Source organism: Chryseobacterium gilvum (assembly GCF_025628965.1).
Taxonomy (GTDB): Bacteria; Bacteroidota; Bacteroidia; order Flavobacteriales; family Weeksellaceae; genus Chryseobacterium; species Chryseobacterium gilvum.
In genome coordinates this window covers 1,120,431-1,140,124 of record NZ_JAOTEN010000001.1, presented here as the reverse complement: position 1 = coordinate 1,140,124, position 19,694 = coordinate 1,120,431, and the positions used below count along the sequence as shown (strand labels likewise).

At 36.5% G+C, this 19,694-nt stretch carries 18 protein-coding genes; 10 read left to right on the top strand and 8 right to left on the bottom strand.

The features are described from left to right. The first annotated feature begins 152 nt into the window (after positions 1-152). The 4 genes from N0B16_RS05330 (at position 153) to N0B16_RS05315 (ending at position 7,119) form a co-directional block, all read left to right on the top strand. Positions 153-746, top strand: coding sequence for a TetR/AcrR family transcriptional regulator (locus N0B16_RS05330; protein ID WP_262989694.1), 594 nt, complete (start codon positions 153-155; stop codon positions 744-746). 93 nt (positions 747-839) lie between these two features. After that, complete coding sequence (locus N0B16_RS05325) at positions 840-2,198, top strand: TolC family protein (protein ID WP_262989693.1); 1,359 nt, start codon at positions 840-842, stop codon at positions 2,196-2,198. 65 nt (positions 2,199-2,263) lie between these two features. After that, positions 2,264-3,517 (top strand): efflux RND transporter periplasmic adaptor subunit, encoded by a 1,254-nt coding sequence (locus N0B16_RS05320; protein ID WP_262989692.1) that lies wholly within the window; start codon positions 2,264-2,266, stop codon positions 3,515-3,517. 29 nt (positions 3,518-3,546) lie between these two features. Next, positions 3,547-7,119, top strand: a complete 3,573-nt coding sequence (locus N0B16_RS05315) for an efflux RND transporter permease subunit (protein WP_262989691.1) — start codon at positions 3,547-3,549, stop codon at positions 7,117-7,119. A 131-nt stretch (positions 7,120-7,250) separates the two neighbouring features. Here the strand turns inward: N0B16_RS05315 and N0B16_RS05310 are convergent, their stop codons facing one another. From N0B16_RS05310 to N0B16_RS05290, 5 genes are all read right to left on the bottom strand, one after another. Beyond that, positions 7,251-7,697 (bottom strand): KTSC domain-containing protein, encoded by a 447-nt coding sequence (locus tag N0B16_RS05310; protein WP_262989690.1) that lies wholly within the window; start codon positions 7,695-7,697, stop codon positions 7,251-7,253. Between the two features lie 144 nt (positions 7,698-7,841). Then, the gene (locus N0B16_RS05305) at positions 7,842-8,417 is read right to left on the bottom strand and encodes a hypothetical protein (RefSeq protein ID WP_262989689.1); all 576 of its coding nucleotides are present in this window, start codon (positions 8,415-8,417) and stop codon (positions 7,842-7,844) included. Positions 8,418-8,432: 15 nt separating this feature from the next. Further along, complete coding sequence (locus N0B16_RS05300) at positions 8,433-9,338, bottom strand: TIGR01777 family oxidoreductase (RefSeq protein ID WP_262989688.1); 906 nt, start codon at positions 9,336-9,338, stop codon at positions 8,433-8,435. Positions 9,339-9,361: 23 nt separating this feature from the next. Continuing rightward, positions 9,362-9,700: a hypothetical protein gene (locus N0B16_RS05295; protein ID WP_262989687.1), complete on the bottom strand. Its 339-nt coding sequence runs from the start codon at positions 9,698-9,700 to the stop codon at positions 9,362-9,364. Further along, a complete protein-coding gene (locus N0B16_RS05290; RefSeq protein WP_262989686.1) occupies positions 9,697-10,299 on the bottom strand; it encodes an HPP family protein in 603 nt (200 codons plus the stop codon). The genes N0B16_RS05295 and N0B16_RS05290 overlap by 4 nt, the downstream gene beginning before the upstream one ends. A gap of 179 nt (positions 10,300-10,478) precedes the next feature. Here N0B16_RS05290 and N0B16_RS05285 point away from each other — a divergent pair, with 179 nt between their 5' ends. The 5 genes from N0B16_RS05285 to N0B16_RS05265 all read left to right on the top strand — a co-directional run bounded on the left by N0B16_RS05285 (position 10,479) and on the right by N0B16_RS05265 (position 14,669). Further along, a complete protein-coding gene (locus N0B16_RS05285; protein ID WP_262989685.1) occupies positions 10,479-10,811 on the top strand; it encodes a single-stranded DNA-binding protein in 333 nt (110 codons plus the stop codon). Between the two features lie 32 nt (positions 10,812-10,843). After that, complete coding sequence (locus N0B16_RS05280) at positions 10,844-11,296, top strand: HRDC domain-containing protein (RefSeq protein WP_262989684.1); 453 nt, start codon at positions 10,844-10,846, stop codon at positions 11,294-11,296. A 135-nt stretch (positions 11,297-11,431) separates the two neighbouring features. Continuing rightward, complete coding sequence (gene hisS / locus N0B16_RS05275) at positions 11,432-12,802, top strand: histidine--tRNA ligase (RefSeq protein WP_262989683.1); 1,371 nt, start codon at positions 11,432-11,434, stop codon at positions 12,800-12,802. Between the two features lie 2 nt (positions 12,803-12,804). Next, the gene (locus N0B16_RS05270; RefSeq protein WP_262989682.1) at positions 12,805-13,872 is read left to right on the top strand and encodes a leucine-rich repeat domain-containing protein; all 1,068 of its coding nucleotides are present in this window, start codon (positions 12,805-12,807) and stop codon (positions 13,870-13,872) included. Continuing rightward, on the top strand, positions 13,869-14,669 hold the full coding sequence (locus N0B16_RS05265) for a class I SAM-dependent methyltransferase (RefSeq protein WP_262989681.1): 801 nt from the start codon (positions 13,869-13,871) through the stop codon (positions 14,667-14,669). Before N0B16_RS05270 ends, N0B16_RS05265 begins: the two co-directional genes overlap by 4 nt. 35 nt (positions 14,670-14,704) lie before the next feature. Here N0B16_RS05265 and N0B16_RS05260 read toward each other — a convergent pair whose 3' ends face one another. The 3 genes from N0B16_RS05260 to N0B16_RS05250 form a co-directional block, all read right to left on the bottom strand. Beyond that, on the bottom strand, positions 14,705-14,947 hold the full coding sequence (locus tag N0B16_RS05260) for a YtxH domain-containing protein (RefSeq protein ID WP_262989680.1): 243 nt from the start codon (positions 14,945-14,947) through the stop codon (positions 14,705-14,707). A 97-nt stretch (positions 14,948-15,044) separates the two neighbouring features. Continuing rightward, positions 15,045-15,887, bottom strand: a complete 843-nt coding sequence (locus N0B16_RS05255; RefSeq protein WP_262989679.1) for an isoaspartyl peptidase/L-asparaginase — start codon at positions 15,885-15,887, stop codon at positions 15,045-15,047. A 60-nt stretch (positions 15,888-15,947) separates the two neighbouring features. Beyond that, positions 15,948-16,832: a cyanophycinase gene (locus N0B16_RS05250; RefSeq protein WP_262989678.1), complete on the bottom strand. Its 885-nt coding sequence runs from the start codon at positions 16,830-16,832 to the stop codon at positions 15,948-15,950. A 195-nt stretch (positions 16,833-17,027) separates the two neighbouring features. Between N0B16_RS05250 and cphA the strand changes: the two genes are divergently transcribed. Then, positions 17,028-19,661, top strand: coding sequence for a cyanophycin synthetase (gene cphA / locus N0B16_RS05245; RefSeq protein ID WP_262989677.1), 2,634 nt, complete (start codon positions 17,028-17,030; stop codon positions 19,659-19,661). The last annotated feature ends 33 nt before the right edge of the window (positions 19,662-19,694 follow it).

The following is a 19,694-nucleotide window of genomic DNA, read 5'->3' as shown; positions in this document are numbered from 1 at the left end:
AAATACAGCCACAAATTGCTGGTTTAAGAGTCTGAATTGTTCAGGCTCTTTTTTTTATGATTATAATCATATAGAGAATTTTAATTATTTTGTTTAACAATTTTGTCAAATCACACAATTCGTATATATTTGCACAAATTTGTTTAACAAAAATGTCAAATCAAACCAAGAAAGATCAGACTCAGGAATTAATAAAAGAAACGGCAAAAAATTTATTCTTTGTAAAAGGAAAATTTGATGCTACTACACAAGAAATTGCAGATGCAGCGGGAGTTAACAGAACATTGATTAATTATTATTTTAGATCAAGAGATAATCTCATCCAGATTATTTTTGATGAAGCGCACCGAGTGGAAAAAGAAAAATCTGAAATTATCATGACTTCAGATCTTCCGTTTAAAGATAAAATATCTCAGTTTATTGAAGGAAGTTTATCGACAAGCCTTCAGTACCCTTATCTTGAAACCTACATCGTTTCTCAGATCAATAAAGGAAGCTGTCATAAGAAAGACGTAGAAGAAGAAGATCTTAAAAAACTGTATGAGGATATTGAAAAAGAAATGCAGCAGGGGAATATTGAAAAGATGGCACCCGTTCAGTTTGTGCTGAATATGGTATCGCTACTTGTTTTTCCGAGCGCGGTACGTCCGCTGTTTTTGGAAAACCTCATGATTACGGATGCAGAGTTCGATGTAATCATCTCAGAAAGAAAAGATATCATTCTAAATATGCTTTTTAAGAAATAATTAAGTTTTGTTAAAGTAATTATTCAATTGAATCGTTATTTAAGAATAAGACATCAGAATCAACTATTAAAAAAATAAACGAAGTAACAAATTATGGATAGAAAACGTATAACTGCAAAAAAGCTAAAAATTGGGATAGCTGCCGCATTTATGATTTCCGGGTTTTTACAGGCGCAGCAAAGTTTTACAGTCGAGCAGACTTTAGACTATGCCGTTGCTAACAACGTCAATGTAAAAAAGGCGAGAATAGACCAGGAAATAGCATCTCAGAAAGTGAAGGAAACTACTGGAATCGGGCTTCCTCAGATTGACGGACAAGCAAAATATAATTATTATCTTAAAACACCTGTAATGTTGATTGACGCGAGTGTATTTAATCCAAGCGTTCCTGCAGGTACCATCCAAGAATTTCCACAAGGACTAAAGCACAATACAAATGCGGGAGTCACATTGACACAAATTCTTTTTAATGGTTCATATCTGGTTGGTTTAAAATCCGCAAAGGCATACAAAGAAACTGCAGCTTTAACTAAAGAAAAAACAGAAATAACTGTAAAAGAAGGGATTATGATGGCTTATGCAGCGGTCATTGTTACAGATGAAAACATTAACACCTTGGAAGAAAACATAAAAGTTGCTGAAAAAACGTTAAATGACACCAGAGAGACCTATAGAGTAGGATTGACTGAAGAGCAGAACGTAGAGCAATTGGAATACAGTTACAAAAATCTACAAACCAACAGAGATAATCTGGTTAGAACAAGAACGAAACTTCTGATGACCCTTAAATATCTAATGGGCTATCCTTTAGACCAGAATCTCGAACTTGCTACAACAATTGATGAAATGGTTGAAAAGAATCAGGTTTTGGTCGATCAGAATGCAAATATAGATCTCAGCAATCATATTGATATCAGATTAAGAAACAATGCCTTAAAGGTTTCAGAACTGCAGCTGAGATATCAGAAATCGAAATCATTACCATCATTGTCAGGTGTTGCAAATTATGGTATTAATACTGGAAGTAACCAGTTTAATGTTTTTGACACTAAAACAAGATGGTTTGATTCGTCTATCTTAGGGTTGCAGTTGGATATTCCAATTTTCAGCGGTTTGCAGAGACATTGGCAAACCCAGCAAGCCAAGCTAGACGTGCAAAAGGCCCAACTGGATAAAGAAGATACGGAAAGAAGCATTAAAAGAGATTATTACGAAAGATCTGTAGAGTACAACAATGCTTTTGAAAGTTATAAAACCGCACAGGAGCTCATAAAACTGTCTACAAATATCTATCGTAAAGAACAGATAAAATTCAAGGAAGGTTTGGGAAGCAGCTTTGACCTGCAAAACAGCGAATCTCAATTATACAATTCTCAATCACAGCTTTATGAATCTGCAATTAATTTAATTCAGACCAAAGTAGCGCTTGATAAATCAAAAGGAGAGCTCTAATGATAATGAAATTTCATTCTAATTTCTGACCTTTTAAAACCATTCAAATAAAAATAATATTCCACATGAAAAAAATATTTCTTCCTCTAGCATTACTACTTACCCTTGCAGCCTGCAAAAAAGAAGGTGCTACTCAAGATAAAACTCTAGAAGCTCTTATTAAAACCAAAGATGTAAAAGGGCTGCAAGCATATAAAGACCGCCAGAAAGCAAAAATGGACAGTCTGAACAATATCATGTCTGAGGTTGATAAAAACCTTACGGCATTAGGAGTAAGCGAAACTGTAGGATACGTTTCCGTACAAAAATTACAGCTGAATTCTTTTGCACACAATGTAGAAATACAAGGAAGTGTCACCACAGATCAGGATGTGAATGTACAGTCCCAGTTCAACGGTACACTAACGTTGTATGTAAAAGAAGGACAAAGAGTAAACAAAGGCCAGGTTATAGGCAGAATTGCAGACGGAGGGCTTAATGATCAGCACAAGCAGGCTTTGATTCAGGTTTCTGCCTCCAATGCACAGCTTCAGCAGGTAAAATCTCAGGCTAATTTGTCAAGAATCACTTTTGAAAAGCAAAGTGCCCTTTGGAAACAAAAAATAGGTTCAGAATTCCAGTATCTTCAGGCAAAAACCAATTACGAATCTGCTCAGAAACAAATCGCTGCTGCCCAAAGCCAGGTTGCCGCTACCCAAAAAGCCGCAGATGCGATAAGAGCAAATTTGGTGAAAACTACTATTGTTGCTCCGTTCAGCGGGGTAATCGATAAAGTAATTACCCAAAACGGGCAAGCTGTTTCCGCAGGACCGGCAACTGATATTGTTAAGCTGATCAGCCTTGGCGTAATGCGTGTGGAAGCCAAAGTTCCTGAAACGTATTTGGCAAAAGTAAAACCAGGTACAGGTGTGGAAATCAATTTCCCGGCGCTTAATAAATCGGTAAAATCAACCATAAGATTGGTTGGAAACTACATTGATCCGGCTACGAGAACTTTCCTTATCCAGATTCCTGTTTCAAATGAAGGAGGCTACATAAAACCCAATTTATTAGCTCAGATAAAAATTCAGGATTATGTAAATCCTTCTGCATTACAGATTCCGTCTCAATATATATATGAAGATGCTGCCCATAAAAGCTATGTTTTTGTCGCAACAAACATTAAAGGAGAAAATGCAGTGGCCAAAAAAGTTTATGTGGAAACCGGAGAAAAGTCTGAAAATACAGTGGAAGTTACAAGAGGTCTGAAAGCTGGAGATACAGTTATTACGGACGGTTCTAAAAATCTTACTGAAGGACAGAAAATTAAAATTTCTTAAAATAAACTCATTAATATAAATAAACAATTATGGGCGAAAATAAGCACCACGAAAAAGAATCTTTCTTTTCTAGCTGGGCGGTAGACAATAGAACCACAGTATATGTACTTACTTTTATCATTGTAATTCTCGGGATCTTTGCCTATACTTCTATGCCAAGAGAAAGCTTTCCGGAAGTGGTAGAAAATAAGATATATATTTCTTCGGTGTACCCGGGAAACTCAGCAGAAGATGTTGAAAAACTCATCACTAAAGAGCTTGAAGATAAATTTAAAAACGTTTCCGGAGTCGATAAAGTAACTTCAAACTCATTCCAGGATTACTGTCTGATTACGGTAGAATTTAACGAGTCTGTGGCTTTAGCTGAAGCGAAGCAAAGAATTAAAGATAAAGTAGATGAAGCAAAAGGAGATCAGGACTGGCCTACAGTAGACTCCGGCTCAAAAGTGGAACCCAGCGTTTTTGATCTCAATATTTCTGAGGAAATGCCGATCTTAAATGTAAATTTAAAAGGGAATTATCCAAAATTTACGCTGAGACAATATGCAGATGATATCAAAGACGATCTTGAAGATATTCCTGAAGTAAAGGAAGCAACAGTTTTGGGAGTAGATGATAATGAGGTGGAAGTTGCTTTGGACATCTTTAAAATGAATGCCGCAGGAGTGAGCTTCGATCAGGTGATCAGTGCGATTAAAAATGAAAACATTACCATTTCCGGGGGAAATCTGATTACCGAAGGAAACCGTGAAAATGTAAGAATCAAAGGGCAGATTTCAGATCCTGCAGATGTAAATAATTTCGTTGTAAAGCCGGGTGTAAAAATCATGGATATTGCAAAAGTGGAATTCAAGGAAAAAGAAAAAACCACTTATGCAAGAGAATCCGGAGAAGATGTAGTCATGATCAACCTTAAAAAAAGATCAGGAACCAACATGATTGCAGCCATCGAGCAGGCAAAGGAAAAAATTAAAAAAGCACATGAAACGTATATTCCGAAAGATATTGATATCTCCTTAACTTCTGACCAGTCTACGGATGTGGAGCATCAGGTAAATGAATTGGCAAACCACATTTTGATCGGTATTCTTCTGGTAATGTGTGTGCTAAGTTTCTCAATGGGGCTTAAAAATGCACTGTTCGTAGGCACGGCTATTCCACTTTCCATGTTGATCGCCTTTGCAATATTAAATGCTTTTGGAGTTACGCTAAATACCATGGTGCTGTTTGCGATGGTAATGGGACTGGGAATGCTCGTAGACGACGGTATTGTGGTTGTAGATAACGTGTATGCAAACATGGAAAAAGGCTACAAACGACGGGAAGCCTCAAAATTTGGGATCGGGGAGATTGCTTTTCCTGTGATTACGTCTACTTTGACCACAGTCTGTGCCTTCTTACCGATGTTGATGTGGCCGGGAATTATGGGTAAATTCATGAGATATTTTCCGATTACGATTTCCGTTACATTATTAGCTTCCTTATTTGTAGCATTGATTATTAATGCTTCCATGACAGCGGGAGGTATGACATTAGATAATAAAAATCTTTCAGGTTCACAGGCGAAAAAATACACGCTGATCTTTGCCATTCTGGCTGTAGTTTTTGGAACACTAAGATTAATTACAGGGATTGAATTCTTCCTGGCAATTGTAACACTTTCTGTATTGGCAATTGCTGCGATATGGCTGTACAAAGGGTTCTTTCATGACAGAATTGAACATTTCCAGTATACTTTCTTCCCGAATCTCGCTAAAAGGTATCAGAAATTCTTAAGAAATCTATTACAGGGTAAAAAACCAAGATATTGGTTCTTAGGTGTTATCGGAGTTCTTATATTCTCATTCTTCCTGTATGGTGTGATGATGGGAATTGGCCGTTCAAAAGTGCTTTTCTTCCCGGAAAATACGCCTAAGCAGGTGATCGTATATATGGAATATCCTCAAGGAACGGATATTGGCAAAACAAATACGGCTACGAAACAGGTGGAAGCAAGAATTATAAATACTTTAAAGCAATACCAAGACAAAAAAACCGGGAAAAACTTCCTGGTAGAATCGATGGTAACCCAGGTCGGAAAAGGAGCGATCAATCCGCAGGTTGATGCCGGTTCTGAAGCGGATACGCCATTTAAATCAAAAACTACAATCACTTTTGTGGAATTTGCAAAACGTCAAGGTGTGGATACCGGTGAAGTGATGGAGCAAGTCAGAAAAGCCATTCCTAACATTCCGGGATTTACATTTACAGTAGAAAAGGATGCAAATGGTCCGCCGGTTGGTTATCCTGTTTCTATTGAGCTGAAAGGGGATGATTATGATCAATTGCTTACAGAAGCGAATAATATGATCACTTATATCAACAAACAGGGGATTTCGGGAATCGAAAAACTGCAGTCTGATATTAATAAAGAAAGCCCGGAGCTGATTATTGATATTGACAGAGAAGCAGCAGGAAATATGGGAGTTTCCACGGCTTACACGGGAATTACACTTCGTAGAGCGTTATTCGGACAGGATATTTCTACCTTTAAAGATATTAAAGATGATTACGATATCTCCGTAAGATTACAGCAGGACCAGAGAAGAAACACAAGTTTGCTGTTTAATCAGCCGATCACTCTGCAAGGGCAAAGCGGCCCAATCCTGGTTCCGATGTCTACGTTCTCAACCATGAAAGAGGAAAATACGTTCAATAAAATCAAGAGAAAGGATAATACAAGAACCATCATGGTATATTCAAATATACTGAAAGGGTATAATGCAAATGATATTGTTCAGAAAATTCAAACGTCCCTGAAAAATTATAAGACTCCGGAAGGAATCACCTATAGTTTTGGCGGTGAGCAGGAAGAGCAAGGCAAAAATATGAATTTCCTTCTGTTTGCATTGTTCCTGGCAATGGCTTTGGTAACATCCATTATTGTATTCCAGTTCAACTCGCTTTCCAAAACGCTGATCATCATGACTACGATTTTCTTGAGTTTTGCCGGAGTATTCTTAGGATTGTCGATTTTCGGAATGGATTTCGTTATTCTGATGACCATGATGGGAATCATATCATTAGCCGGGGTTGTAGTGAAGAATGGTATCGTATTGATGGATTTCTTTGTTCTCAAACTCGATGAACTGGTACATAAAAAAGGGGTTGAAACTCATGATGACCTCGAACTTGAAGAAGTGAAAGAGGTAATCATTGAATCCGGAAAAGAACGTTTGAGACCGGTATTATTGACCGCAACCACAGCCATCTTAGGTTTGATTCCGTTAGCGATTGGTTTAAACTTCGATATATTTTCTTTCCTTACGACCCTGAATCCTCATTTTTCTTTAGGAGGTGACAACGTAATGTTCTGGGGACCATTGGCTTGGACGATTATTTTCGGACTGTCCTTTGCAACATTCCTTACTTTGATTATTGTTCCGGTAATGTTCTACATTATTTCTAAACGTAAAATCAACAGAAGAAGGAAATTTGTCTTAAAACACGCGCATGATGCAGAAAATGAAGCTGAAGAGCAGGAAAGACTGAAAAAAATGTATCCTCAGGAATTTGAAGAATACCACAAAAAAAATGATGATAACTTAGGTTTGGAATCATAAATTATAACTACCAATATTAATCTTAAAGCGCATCATTTACTGATGCGCTTTTTATTTAAAACATAGTATAATTGCAATAAAAAAAACTTCTGAAATTTCAGAAGCCTTTTATAATTATTATCTGGTGAGAATTAATCTTTCATCGCTTCACCCGATTTTCTGTAAATAAAACTTCCATAGATATGTCTTCTTGCAAAACGGCTTGGCGAATCAGAATTCACCATTTTGATATACGTATTTCGGGGAACTCCGATATATTCATACATTTTTCCGTTTAAATGCTGCACTTTCAATACCGCTTTTTCAAGATAAAAATCCTGAATATTTGATTTTGTAATCGTTTCCGTATATTCTTCTTTATATTTTTCCTGTGTCTCCGGATTTATACTTACTAAAAAGTGATACGCCTCAATTACAGATTTGCTTTTTTCTTCCGCTTCAAGTTTCCCTGCTTCATCATTTACAAATTTATCAGGATGCGAATCTTTCATCGTATTTCTGTAAATCGTTTTTAATTCCTGTAACGTAACTGTTTTATCTACTCCAAGAAGCTTTCTGTGCTCTCCAATTCTTTTCATATATGAATCCTTATTTCGGGGTGCAAAATTAGGCAATTAAATCAAAAAATCATAACGTATTCATTATTAATTTATTCCAATCTTAAAATTATAATAGTAATTTAATATAGTCATTATTTTTCATTAATAATGATTGATTATAAATTAATCGATTTCTGCCTGGTAAATATGTGTAAGTTTGGCACTTTTAATAAAATTTTCCACAGACGTTTTTTCAGTAGCTTCCTTGTTGGTAAGCTCAATAAAATAGGTGAGTGAAGCAGAAATTCTGCGGTCTTTTGAAATCATTTTAAATCTTTTTATTTTCGGGTCCGAACCCAAAAAACTGACCTCAGAAACTTTAATACTTACATTATTCACATCAAAGCCTGCACGCGGATCTTTTTGAAGCTTTAGAAATCTTTTCTGGGTTTTGTCGGTGCTTTCATCCATAAATTTCTGCATCTGAAAATCTGTTAAAAGCTGAGGAAATACCAATCCCTCCTTTAATATAAGTTCGGTTATGGCATCGGATTTTTCGTAATAAAAAGTTTTATTGATAAACTGAACTTCAGTATCTGTAGCGACAATATTTCCATCAAATCTTTTATAATTTTTCTTTTTATAATTTTTGAAATGTTCGATAGCCTGCTGATCTTTCATGCTCAGTTTATCTTTAATCTGGGCACTCAATCCTGCAGAAAATAAAATGCATAAAAGCAATATATAAGGTGATTTCATTGGGTTGTGATTCATTTATTTCATGAGTAAGTCTTTCAAAGCGGTTTTCAGATCCGGAAATTCAAACTGGAAACCTGTACTTAAAATTTTTTCTGCTGAAGCGCGTGATCCTTCCAATAATGCATTGGCCAGTTCTCCGAAAATCATTTTCAGCACAAACGCCGGAACATTGGGCATGAAATAGGGTTTTTTCAATACTTCTGCCATTAATTTGGTTAAATGTTCATTCGTAGTATGCTGTGGTGAAGATGCATTAAAAGCACCATCCATTTCATGATTTTTTAAAGCAAATTCATAGATAGAGCAAATATCGCGGATATGAATCCAGGGCATGTATTGTTTCCCGCTCCCGATTGGTGATCCGATTCCCATTTTTACGGGGGCTGCCATTTTAGGTAATGCTCCTTCTTTTTCAGCCAAAACGATCGCTGTTCTGATCTTTACGGCACGTTCCGCAAGATGTTCAGTTTTAAACTCATCCGCAGATTTCTCCCAAAGAATAACCACTTCACTTAGAAAGTCATCTCCCGGACTGTCGTCTTCCTTAAAAATCTTTTCTGAAGTTTTGGTCCCGTAAAAATTAATTCCTGAAGCTGAAATAAAAGATTTCAGGCAAATGTTTTTCTTTTTGAGGGTATTTAAAATCAGTTTTGCAGAATCTACGCGGCTTGAGATCAGTTCTTTCTTCCTTTCGTCAGTCCATCTTTTTTCAGAAATATTGGCACCGGCTAAATGAATGATATGGCTTACATTTTCAAACGCATTTTCATCAATAGTTCCTTCTTTTATATTCCATTCATATTCATTTTCATGCTTTTTTTTACGGGTCAGAAACCGTATTGTATATTCTTTTTCGATCTTTTTTGCTAATTCTTTTGCGACAGCGCCACCTGCACCGGTAATGAGAACGATTTCTTTCATAATCTGTTGTATATAATTCCGGATTAATTTTTAACAATTAAAATAAAATCCTCCTCTAAAAGCTTATAGCCGTGATCGTAAACAAATCTATATTCCGAACCGTTTTTATAAACTTTAATATGAGTAAAATAATTAAAATCAAAACCTAAGCCATCAAGTTTAGATTTTGCGGTTTTCGTTTTCCCATCTCCATTTATTTCGCTCAGGATTCGGTAGTTTTTGCGCAGCTTATTGTTGATATTGCGCATGAGATTATTAGAATCTTTGTTCTGTTTATTGTTGTAGGCATTTCGGCAGGCATCGTTACAGAATTTTTTATCTGATCTTCCGATGATCTTATCGCCGCATTCGAGACAGTTCATAATTTATTTTTCATTTGATGTTCATGTTTTTTTCGCAGTAGTGTTTTCCATCTTTTGTGAGAAGGATAGCTTCTGTTTTTGGTCATATTATTAAAAACCAAAGCCGTTAAAAGTAAAATAATACAGCCGGATAAAACGGGGGAAAGTACATAACTGTATCCAAGTTCAGGTATTTTCCCTGTTGAGCTTACCGCAATCAACGCGGTGGCTCCGCCTGGAGGATGCAGCGTTTTGGTGTATTGCATAAGCACTATCGAAAAAGCCACTGCCAAAGGTGCGGAAAGCCAGATAATATCAGGAACTATTTTATAGATGGTAACTCCCACCAATGCCGAAATCACGTGTCCGCCGATTAAATTCCTCGGTTGCGCAAGCGGACTCTGAATGGCTCCGTAAATCAAAACACTTGACGCGCCGAATGAGCCGATCAGAAAAACATTTTCAGCTTCCAGCAAATAATGCGACTGTATAAAAGCAATCATCCCGATTCCGAAAAAAGCGCCCATAAAACTCCAGAAATGCTCTTTGTAATCTATAAGCGTTTCCTTATAAATTACATACTTTGATATTCTGAATGTTCTTTTAATCGTTTTCTTCACAATGATCTGATTATTTTGAATCTAAATATATGAAAAATATTCGCTTGCAAACGACTACAAATGTATTTAAATAGTTTTCTACCGATTCCGGTTATAAGAATTAACAATCTTTGCAGCAGAGATTTGAGAAAACAGTGAGCGTCTCTTATCTAAAATATTAATCTTAAAAAATAAAAGTTATGTCACTAAGAAACAAAGTAACACTTATTGGTCACACCGGAAAGGAAATAGAAATGACCACCTTTGAAAACGGAAATGCAAAAGCATCCGTATCATTGGCAACAAGCGATCATTACACCAATGCAAAAGGGGAAAAGGTAGAAGAAACGCAATGGCACAATCTCATTGCTTTCGGAAAAACAGCGGAAATTTTCCAGAAATATGTTCCGAAAGGGAAAGAAATTGCCATTGAAGGTAAGCTTACCTACAGATCGTATGATGATAAAGATGGGATCAAAAGATATATTACCGAAATTAAAGTAGACGAGATCCTGCTTTTGGGAGGGAAATAAATGGCAACACTTTAAAAGCACAAATGATGAAAATGAAAGTTTTAAAAGTGAGAATTGCAGAAGAATTCCTGCAAAACGATCAGAAAATAATTGATGAATTTTTAGATCAGCATCATATTCTGAAAACAGAAACCGCATTTGTTCAGGATGAAAGTTTCTGGTCTGTTATTTTTTATTATGAAGAACATCAGCCAAATAGTTCTAAAACAGTGGTGAAAGATTCCAAGACAGTTAAGTATGCTGCTGAAGACGAATCATTAAATAATGATGAAATTCAAATACTCGATGCATTGAAAATCTGGCGTTCTGAAAAAGCAAAAGAACAAAATCTTCCGACGTATTTCATCGCCACCAATAAAGAGCTGACTTCCGTTGCCAAATATAAACCGGCCAGAAAGGAAGAATTGCTGGACATCAAAGGTTTTGGAAAACATAAAATCGAAAATTACGGTGAAGAGATTTTAGAGATTTTAGAAAGTATCTGATTTTTCAGAAAGCACAAATGATGAAACCAAATTGCCCGGAAAATTTCCCGGGCATTTTTATGGGTTTAAAAGTCTTTTCAATTCCTTATTTTTGCACTGAGATCATTTATTAATCATCAATTATCATTTATCATAATGAAGCCAAGCTTAGCAAAAGGAACCAGAGATTTTACCTCACTGGAAGTTTCGAGAAGAAAATACATCATCAATATATTACAAAAGAATTTTGAATTATTCGGATTTCAGCCATTAGAAACGCCAAGTTTTGAAAACCTTTCCACTTTAACCGGAAAGTATGGTGAAGAAGGAGACCGCCTGATTTTTAAAATCTTAAATTCAAGCATCAATGAAGCCAAAGATGAGAAAAAAACTCAGATGCAGAATGATTTTCAAAGAGCTTTAGATAAGCCTTTCAGCTCCGAAAATATTACCGATAAGGCTCTTCGTTACGATCTTACAGTTCCTTTTGCAAGATTTGTTGCCATGAACCACGGAAAGCTTACTTTCCCGTACAAACGCTATCAGATTCAGCCAGTCTGGAGAGCAGACCGACCGCAAAAAGGAAGATTCAGAGAGTTTTACCAATGTGATGCAGATGTTGTAGGAAGTGAAAGCCTTTGGCAAGAGATAGATTTGGTGCAGCTGTATTTAAAATCTTTTGCTGACCTCAAATTATCGGTGACGATTCATATGAATAACCGTAAAATACTTTCCGGTTTGGCAGAATACGCGGGAATCACCGATCAGCTGATCGATTTTACCGTTGCTTTGGACAAATTAGACAAAATAGGAAAAGATGGAGTGGTGAAGGAACTGTTGGATAAAAATATTTCAGAAGAATCAATCAGTAAATTAGATTTTTTATTCAATCAGTCAGATGACGCTTTGGAAAACCTTCTGCAGCTGAAAGAAAAATTTGCAGGGAATGAAACCGGTCTGAAAGGTGTAGAAGAATTGGAATTTGTTTTAACCCAATCCGTCAATCTGGGAGTTGATATTCAGAATCTAGTGTTTGACATTACTTTAGCACGAGGTTTAGATTATTACACCGGAGCCATTTTTGAGGTAAAAGCAGATGAAGCGCAGATGGGTTCTATCGGCGGCGGCGGAAGATATGATAACCTTACGGAAGTTTTTGGAGTAAAAAATATTCCGGGAATCGGAATTTCTTTTGGTTTAGACAGAATTTATCTCGTCATGGAAGAATTAAATCTCTTTCCTGAAGATGCCGCTTCTAATGTTGAATATTTATTTGCCAACTTCGGCGGTGAAGAAACCATAGAAGCTTTAAAATTAATAGTTCGACTACGAGAAAAAGGAATTTCTGCCGAGCTTTATCCTGAAAGCTCAAAAATCAATAAGCAATTTATCTACGCCGAAAAGAAAGGAATTAAAAATCTTGTTTTCTTAGGTGAAGAAGAAATAAAAAATGGTACGGTCACTTTAAAAAATTTAGAGGCAGGTGAACAGAAAACGGTTTCTTTAGAAGAGTTTTTAAATACATAATTATGAAAAAAATTATAATATTCGCACTTTTTGCATCCTTATCGGTACATGCTCAATATGATGTAGTGCCTGAAATTCCAAAGCAGGATCTCAGTAAAGAAAGTGATCAGGTGGTACTTTCGGAAATTACCGTTTTTCCTGAACATATTTTTAAATGGAATATCAAATCGCTCACCATAAGCGAATCTGATCAATTGAAAAGTATTCCTAAGGAAATTTCAAATTTTAAAAATCTTGAGTTTTTTATGCTTACAGGAGGTCATAAAATCACAGATTTTCCTAAAGAATTTGCTTCATTGAACCAGCTAAAAAAGCTTGCCCTGCACAACATGCTTACCGTTAAAGTGTCTCCTGTAATTTTTAATTTGAAATCACTGGAAGATTTAGAATATGCTCAGTACAGCTATTTTGAATTTCCGGAAGATATCGGGAAGCTGAAAACATTAAAAAGACTTGCTATGTCAAGAGGCTTAGATATCAGAAGCTTGAAAAGTGCAGAAGGAAAACCTGGTAGAAATCTTCCGTCTTCTATAAAGAAACTGGAAAATTTACAAACTTTATCGCTCAGTGGTAACCTGATGTCTGAACTTCCCGAAGAAATAGGCTCTCTTACCAATATTGATGATTGCTGGTTATCACATAATCTTCTCATAACTTTACCTAACGGATTTTCTAAACTGCAAAAATTAAAAACCCTGCATCTTAATAATAATGCGTTTACCATTTTTCCGGCAGCATTATATAAATTGGTAAACTTGAAGCGTATTGATATATACAAAAATCAGATAAGTACAATTCCTGCAGGAATCGGAGGTATGACAAGTCTCACTGGTCTTTTTATGAATGAAAACCAACTCACAAATGAAGGTTTAAGCCAATTTTATAACCTGGGAAATCTTGAGGTTTTGGATATTCGTAAAAATAAAATTACTTCTTTCCCACCGGGATTGGAAAAAATGAAAAAGCTGAGAGTAATGTATATCACTGGAAATAATATCTCATCCCAAGAAGTGCTGCGTGCACAGACTCTTTTACCGACTACAAAATTTATTACCCAGGAAATGCCATGAAAAATTATTTAGAAATCAATAAAAATTCCTGGAACGCCAGAGTTGAGCCCCATGTTAAATCAGATTTTTACTTTGTAGACGAATTTATACAGGGAAGAACTTCTCTGAATTCTATCGAACTTGAACTTTTAGGGGATATAAAGGGCAAAAGCATTTTGCATTTGCAGTGTCATTTTGGCCAGGATTCTATTTCTTTATCAAGACTTGGCGGAAAAGTTACCGGAGTTGATTTCTCAGATAAAGCAATAGATACGGCCAGAAGTCTGGCAAAACAATGTGAAACAGACACAGAATTTATTTGTTCAGATGTTTATGAGCTTCCTGCTGTTCTAGACCAGAAATTTGATATTGTTTTTACAAGTTACGGAACAATCGGGTGGTTACCGGATCTTGAAAAGTGGGCAAGTGTAGTAAGCCATTTTTTAAAACCTGACGGTCAGTTTGTAATGGCAGAATTTCATCCTGTAATCTGGATGTATGATGATGATTTTAACCATATTGTTTACAATTATTTTAATAAAAAAACAATCATTGAAACGCTGGAAGGAACCTATGCAGATTTTTCGGCGGACATTACTCAGGAATATGTATCATGGAATCACCCTTTATCGGATGTTCTGCAAAACCTGATCCATAAAAATTTGGTCATACAAAAATTTCAGGAGTTTGATTGGTCGCCTTATCCCTGTTTTAAACACATAGAAGAGTGTGAAAAAGGAAAATGGAGAATCACAAAATTCGGGGATAAAATACCTATGGTTTACGCCATTAAAGCAAAAAAAAGTCATCTGTTATGATGACTTTTTTGTAATATGAATGTTAAAATAATGTTCTAAATATTAGAAGGAGAATCTTCTGTTTTCGCTTTAACTTCCTCAAATTTATTCTGAGCTTGAGACGCTACATCAGTTGCTTTGTCTTTAAGATCATTTCCCCATCTGTTAAGATTATCTTTTGCAGTGTTAATCTTGTCTTTTACTACCTGCTGCTGTTCAGGTGTTGATTTTTTGTATTTCCAATATGCCAAAGCACCTAATCCTAATAAGGCTAATAAGCCATTTGTTTTATTTCCCATGATTTTTTATTTTAAAGTGATATAAAATTTGTTATACCAACTGTTATGTAAAATACGTGCCAAAAAAATTTTCGGGATTATAAAATATTGTTAAATTTTAATCAAATGTTTTAAAATTTTCTCCGTCAAAGCTTGCAAAAACCATGGTAGGATAGGAATCCTGATGGTAAATATTTCCGTCCTGATCAATCGCTATCGCACCTGCGAAACCATCAATCTCTTTTAATTCGTTGAAAGTTTTTTCAAAAGCCTTTTTCAGGTCCATTCCATCAGTGACTCTTGTGACAATTTTTGCTGCGGTTGCATTACTTACAATATCTTCGCCCACTCCGGTGCAGCTTACCGCACAAAATTTATTGGCATAATTTCCTGCTACTGTTGCAGAATCGGATATTCTGCCTGGAATTTCGAAACCTTTTCCTCCTGTAGACGTTGCGGCTGCTAATTTTCCCTCTTTATCAAATGCGACACATCCTACAGTTCCTTTTCCGCCGTTTTTCAGTTTTTCTTCATACTCTTTTCTTCTCTGTGGGATTTCTGTTGAGAAATTTTCAAAGCCATGTTCTGTTGCATAATTTTTCGCACCTATTCCTCCCAACACTTTATCATCCTCTTTCATCAGTTCTTTTGCCACAAAAACAGGGTTCTTCACATTTTCAATATTGATTACGCCACTCATTTTCTGGCTGCTACCATTCATGATCGCTGCACTCATGCGAATGATTCCGTCGCTTTGAATCTGAGATCCCGTTCCCGCGTTGTATAATTCGTCATCTTCCAATAGTGATACGGCATAAGCCACTGTATCAAAAGCAGAATGAGACTGTAAATAGGCAAATGCTTTCTGAGCGATATTTTTTAATGAATTCTGTTTGGCAATCTTTATATCATGGCTTTGCCCGCTTTCAGAGAAAAAACCTCCGTGTATAATAATTTTCATGAATTTTGATTTTAATGTTTAAATATAAAAAAAGTGAAGCAATCTTCACTTTTATCAATTTTATATCTGAGGTATAGGATTATACTGCGAATTTTCTATGGTCAACTTTCGGGTAGTGAGATCATAATGATCATTCATTGACATTACGTGTACCGTAAGATTATCTATTGATATAGGTTCACCCAGGTTGATATTTGTAAGATTGGTATCTTTGATAAACCTTCCGTCAACAATGATTACAAGCCCTGAACCTACCGCAGTCATGGTATCGTTGTAAATAAAAAGCCCGGTATCTTCTCCCAAACCGATTCCTAAAGTTCTGGGATTATTAACAACCGCCTGAAAAAGACGCCCGATTCTTCCTCTCTGTACAAAATGGGTATCGACAATCACATTATCGATTAACCCTAAACCTTGTGTGGTTTTTATCTCGCCTTTTAATAATGCTTCAGAACTGCTTCCCTGGTAAATCATATTTTCCGAAGCTGCTGCAGCTCCCGCCGAAGTCCCGGAATAGATAAAATCCTGCTCAAGATATTTAAGTAAAATAGTGTCATGAAATCTTGTTCCGCCTAAAATAGAAGTAAGCCTTAACTGGTCTCCGCCGGTAAACATGACCACGTCTGCAGCATTGGCTCTCGCTACGATGGCATCAGAATTTGCTTCTTCCCGGTTATGAATATCAAGAATATTTACATTTTTGGCGCCTAAAAACTCAAAAGCTTTTTTATATTCTGCCCCTACAATATCGGGAATCTGAGATGCAGTGGTAATCACCTCAATGGTTGAGTTTTCTTTATTTTTAGATTCGGTAATAATTTTTCTTAAAATGCCTCTCTCAAAAAAATTAAGATTTTTTTCAACATTTTGATCGTAATCGGTTTCGGAGAAACTCCCTTTATTTACAGCTCCACCGATAATAATTAATTTTCCAACAGGTTTCATAGCCTGCAAAGTTAAAAAATATTTAATTGTTTACGAAAATATCCTTCGTTTTTTAAACAAAATGTAACGGTTTTTATCATTTCTTATTTTTAAAATATTTTAATAAAAGTTTCGTAGTCATGTTTTTTTTTAAGGTTTTAGATTATCTTTGATCTAAAAGATATTTTTATTAATATACAAAGAGACGATTATACTATGAAAATTGAGAAGATACAAGCATTAAGAGGACCGAATATTTGGAGCATAAGAAGAAAAAAACTCATACAAATGCGTTTGGATCTTGAAGAGATGGAAAATTTCCCGACCAATAAAATTGACGGTTTCAGAGAAAGGCTAGAAATTCTGTTGCCATCTTTAATTACACACAGATGTTCCGAAGGTACTCGTGGCGGATTTTTTCACCGCGTAGAAACCGGAACCTGGCTGGGTCATGTCATCGAACATATCGCCCTCGAAATACAGACTTTGGCAGGTATGGAAACCGGTTTTGGCAGAACCCGAGAAACCCGTACTCCGGGAGTTTATAATGTAGTATTTGATTATATTGAAGAAAATGCAGGTATTTACGCTGCTGAACAGGCTGTAGAAATTGCATTAGCCTTAACGGAAGGAAGAGAGTATGACATTAATACCTGTATTCAGAATCTTAAAGAAATCAGGGAACGTGTACGTTTGGGGCCTTCTACCGGAAGTATTGTTGAAGAAGCGGTTTCCAGAAAAATCCCCTGGATCAGGTTAGGAAGCAATTCTCTTGTACAGTTGGGATATGGCGTCAATCAGCAGAGATTTCAGGCAACGATTACCGGTAAAACCAGTTCTATTGCGGTAGATATTGCCTGTAATAAAGAGCTTACCAAAAGAATGCTGCACAGTGCTGCAATCCCCGTTCCTACCGGTGAATTGGTTACCAACGAAGAAGAGCTTCAAAATGTTATCAGAAAAATCGGGTATCCGGTTGTGATCAAACCTCTTGACGGTAATCATGGGAAAGGCTCATCAATCAATGTCAATGATTGGGAGGCTTCTCTATCGGGTCTGGAACATGCTCAGAAATATTCGGCTAAAGTAATTGTTGAAAAGTACATTACGGGGTATGATTTCAGAGTCTTGGTCATTAATAATAAAATGGTTGCTGCGGCAAGAAGAGTTCCTGCCCATGTAATAGGCGACGGTGAGCATAATATTCAGCAGTTGATCAACAAAGAAAATAAAGATCCCAGAAGAGGGTATGGTCATGAAAATGTGCTGACTGAAATCGCTGTAGACAAAGATACTTTGGAACTGCTCGAAAAACTGCATTATACTTTAGAAACCGTACCACAGAAAGGAGAAGTTGTTTACCTTAAATCGACTGCCAATCTTTCAACCGGCGGAACTTCCATTGACGTGACCGATATGGTACATCCGGAAAACATTACGATGGCGGAGAGAATTTCTAAAATCATTGGATTGGATGTCTGCGGAATCGACATTATGGCAGAAAATCTTACCCAGCCGTTAAAAGAAAGCGGTGGCGCGATTATCGAAGTAAATGCTGCTCCGGGTTTCAGAATGCACCTTGCCCCAAGTGAAGGACTTCCGAGAAATGTTGCGGCCCCGGTTGTAGACATGCTGTATCCGCAGGGAAAACCTTTTACCATACCCATTATTGCTGTTACGGGAACAAACGGAAAAACCACCACGACAAGATTAATTTCACATATTGTAAAAAATAACGGGTACAGAGTTGGTTTTACCACCTCGGACGGAATTTACATCCACAATACCATGCTGACTAAAGGAGATACAACCGGTCCTATTTCAGCAGAATTTATATTAAAGGATCCTACAGTAGAATTTGCGGTCTTGGAAACAGCAAGAGGCGGAATTTTGCGTTCCGGGTTAGGATTTTCGCAATGCGATATCGGGGTTTTGACCAATATTAAAGAAGATCATTTAGGTTTAAACGATATTCATAACCTGAAAGATCTTACCAAAGTGAAAAGAGTAGTTCTGGACGCGGTTAAGAAAAACGGATGGAGTGTAATGAATGCTGAAGATGAGTATTCGATGAGAATCATCAATGACTTGCCGAGCAATGTTGCGATTTTCAGTCTTGATGAAAACAACGAATACATCAAAAAATTTGCAAAAGAAGGCAAAACAACCTGTGTGTACGAAGAAGGTTTTGTAACCATTAAAAAAGGAGACTGGAAAATCAGGATCGGAAAGGCTAAAGATTTCCCGATTACGATGGAAGGAAAAGCAAAATTTATGATTGCCAATGTATTGGCGGCAAGTTTAGCCTGTTATCTTCACGGATTTGGGATTGAAGATATTTCAAATTCTTTGCGAACATTTATTCCAAGTGCACAGCTTACGCCGGGAAGACTGAATATTTTTAAATTTAAAAACTTTAAGGTATTAATTGATTTTGCCCATAATCCTGCAGGATATGAAGCGATTGAAGATTATCTTAAAAATGTAGAATCTACCAAAAAGATAGGAATTATTTCAGGAGTGGGAGACCGGAGAGACGAAGACATCAAACTTTGCGGGAAAATCGCCGGAAGAATGTTTGATTACATCATTATCCGAAACGAGAAACACCTTCGCGGAAGAAAAGAAGAAGAAATTAATGGTCTGATTATCGACGGGATTCACCAGGCGGGAAGAGACGTAAGTTATGAAATTATCCCTAAAGAGATTGAAGCATTGAAACACGCAATGAGCATGGCTGAGGAAGGTACCTTCATTACGGCGCTAAGTGATGTAATATCGAATGCGATCGACCTGGTTCAGGAATATCAGGCAAAAGAATTGCAGGAAGATGTAAACAAACTCAATTAATTATAAACTTTGTATAAATAAAAATCTCCGATA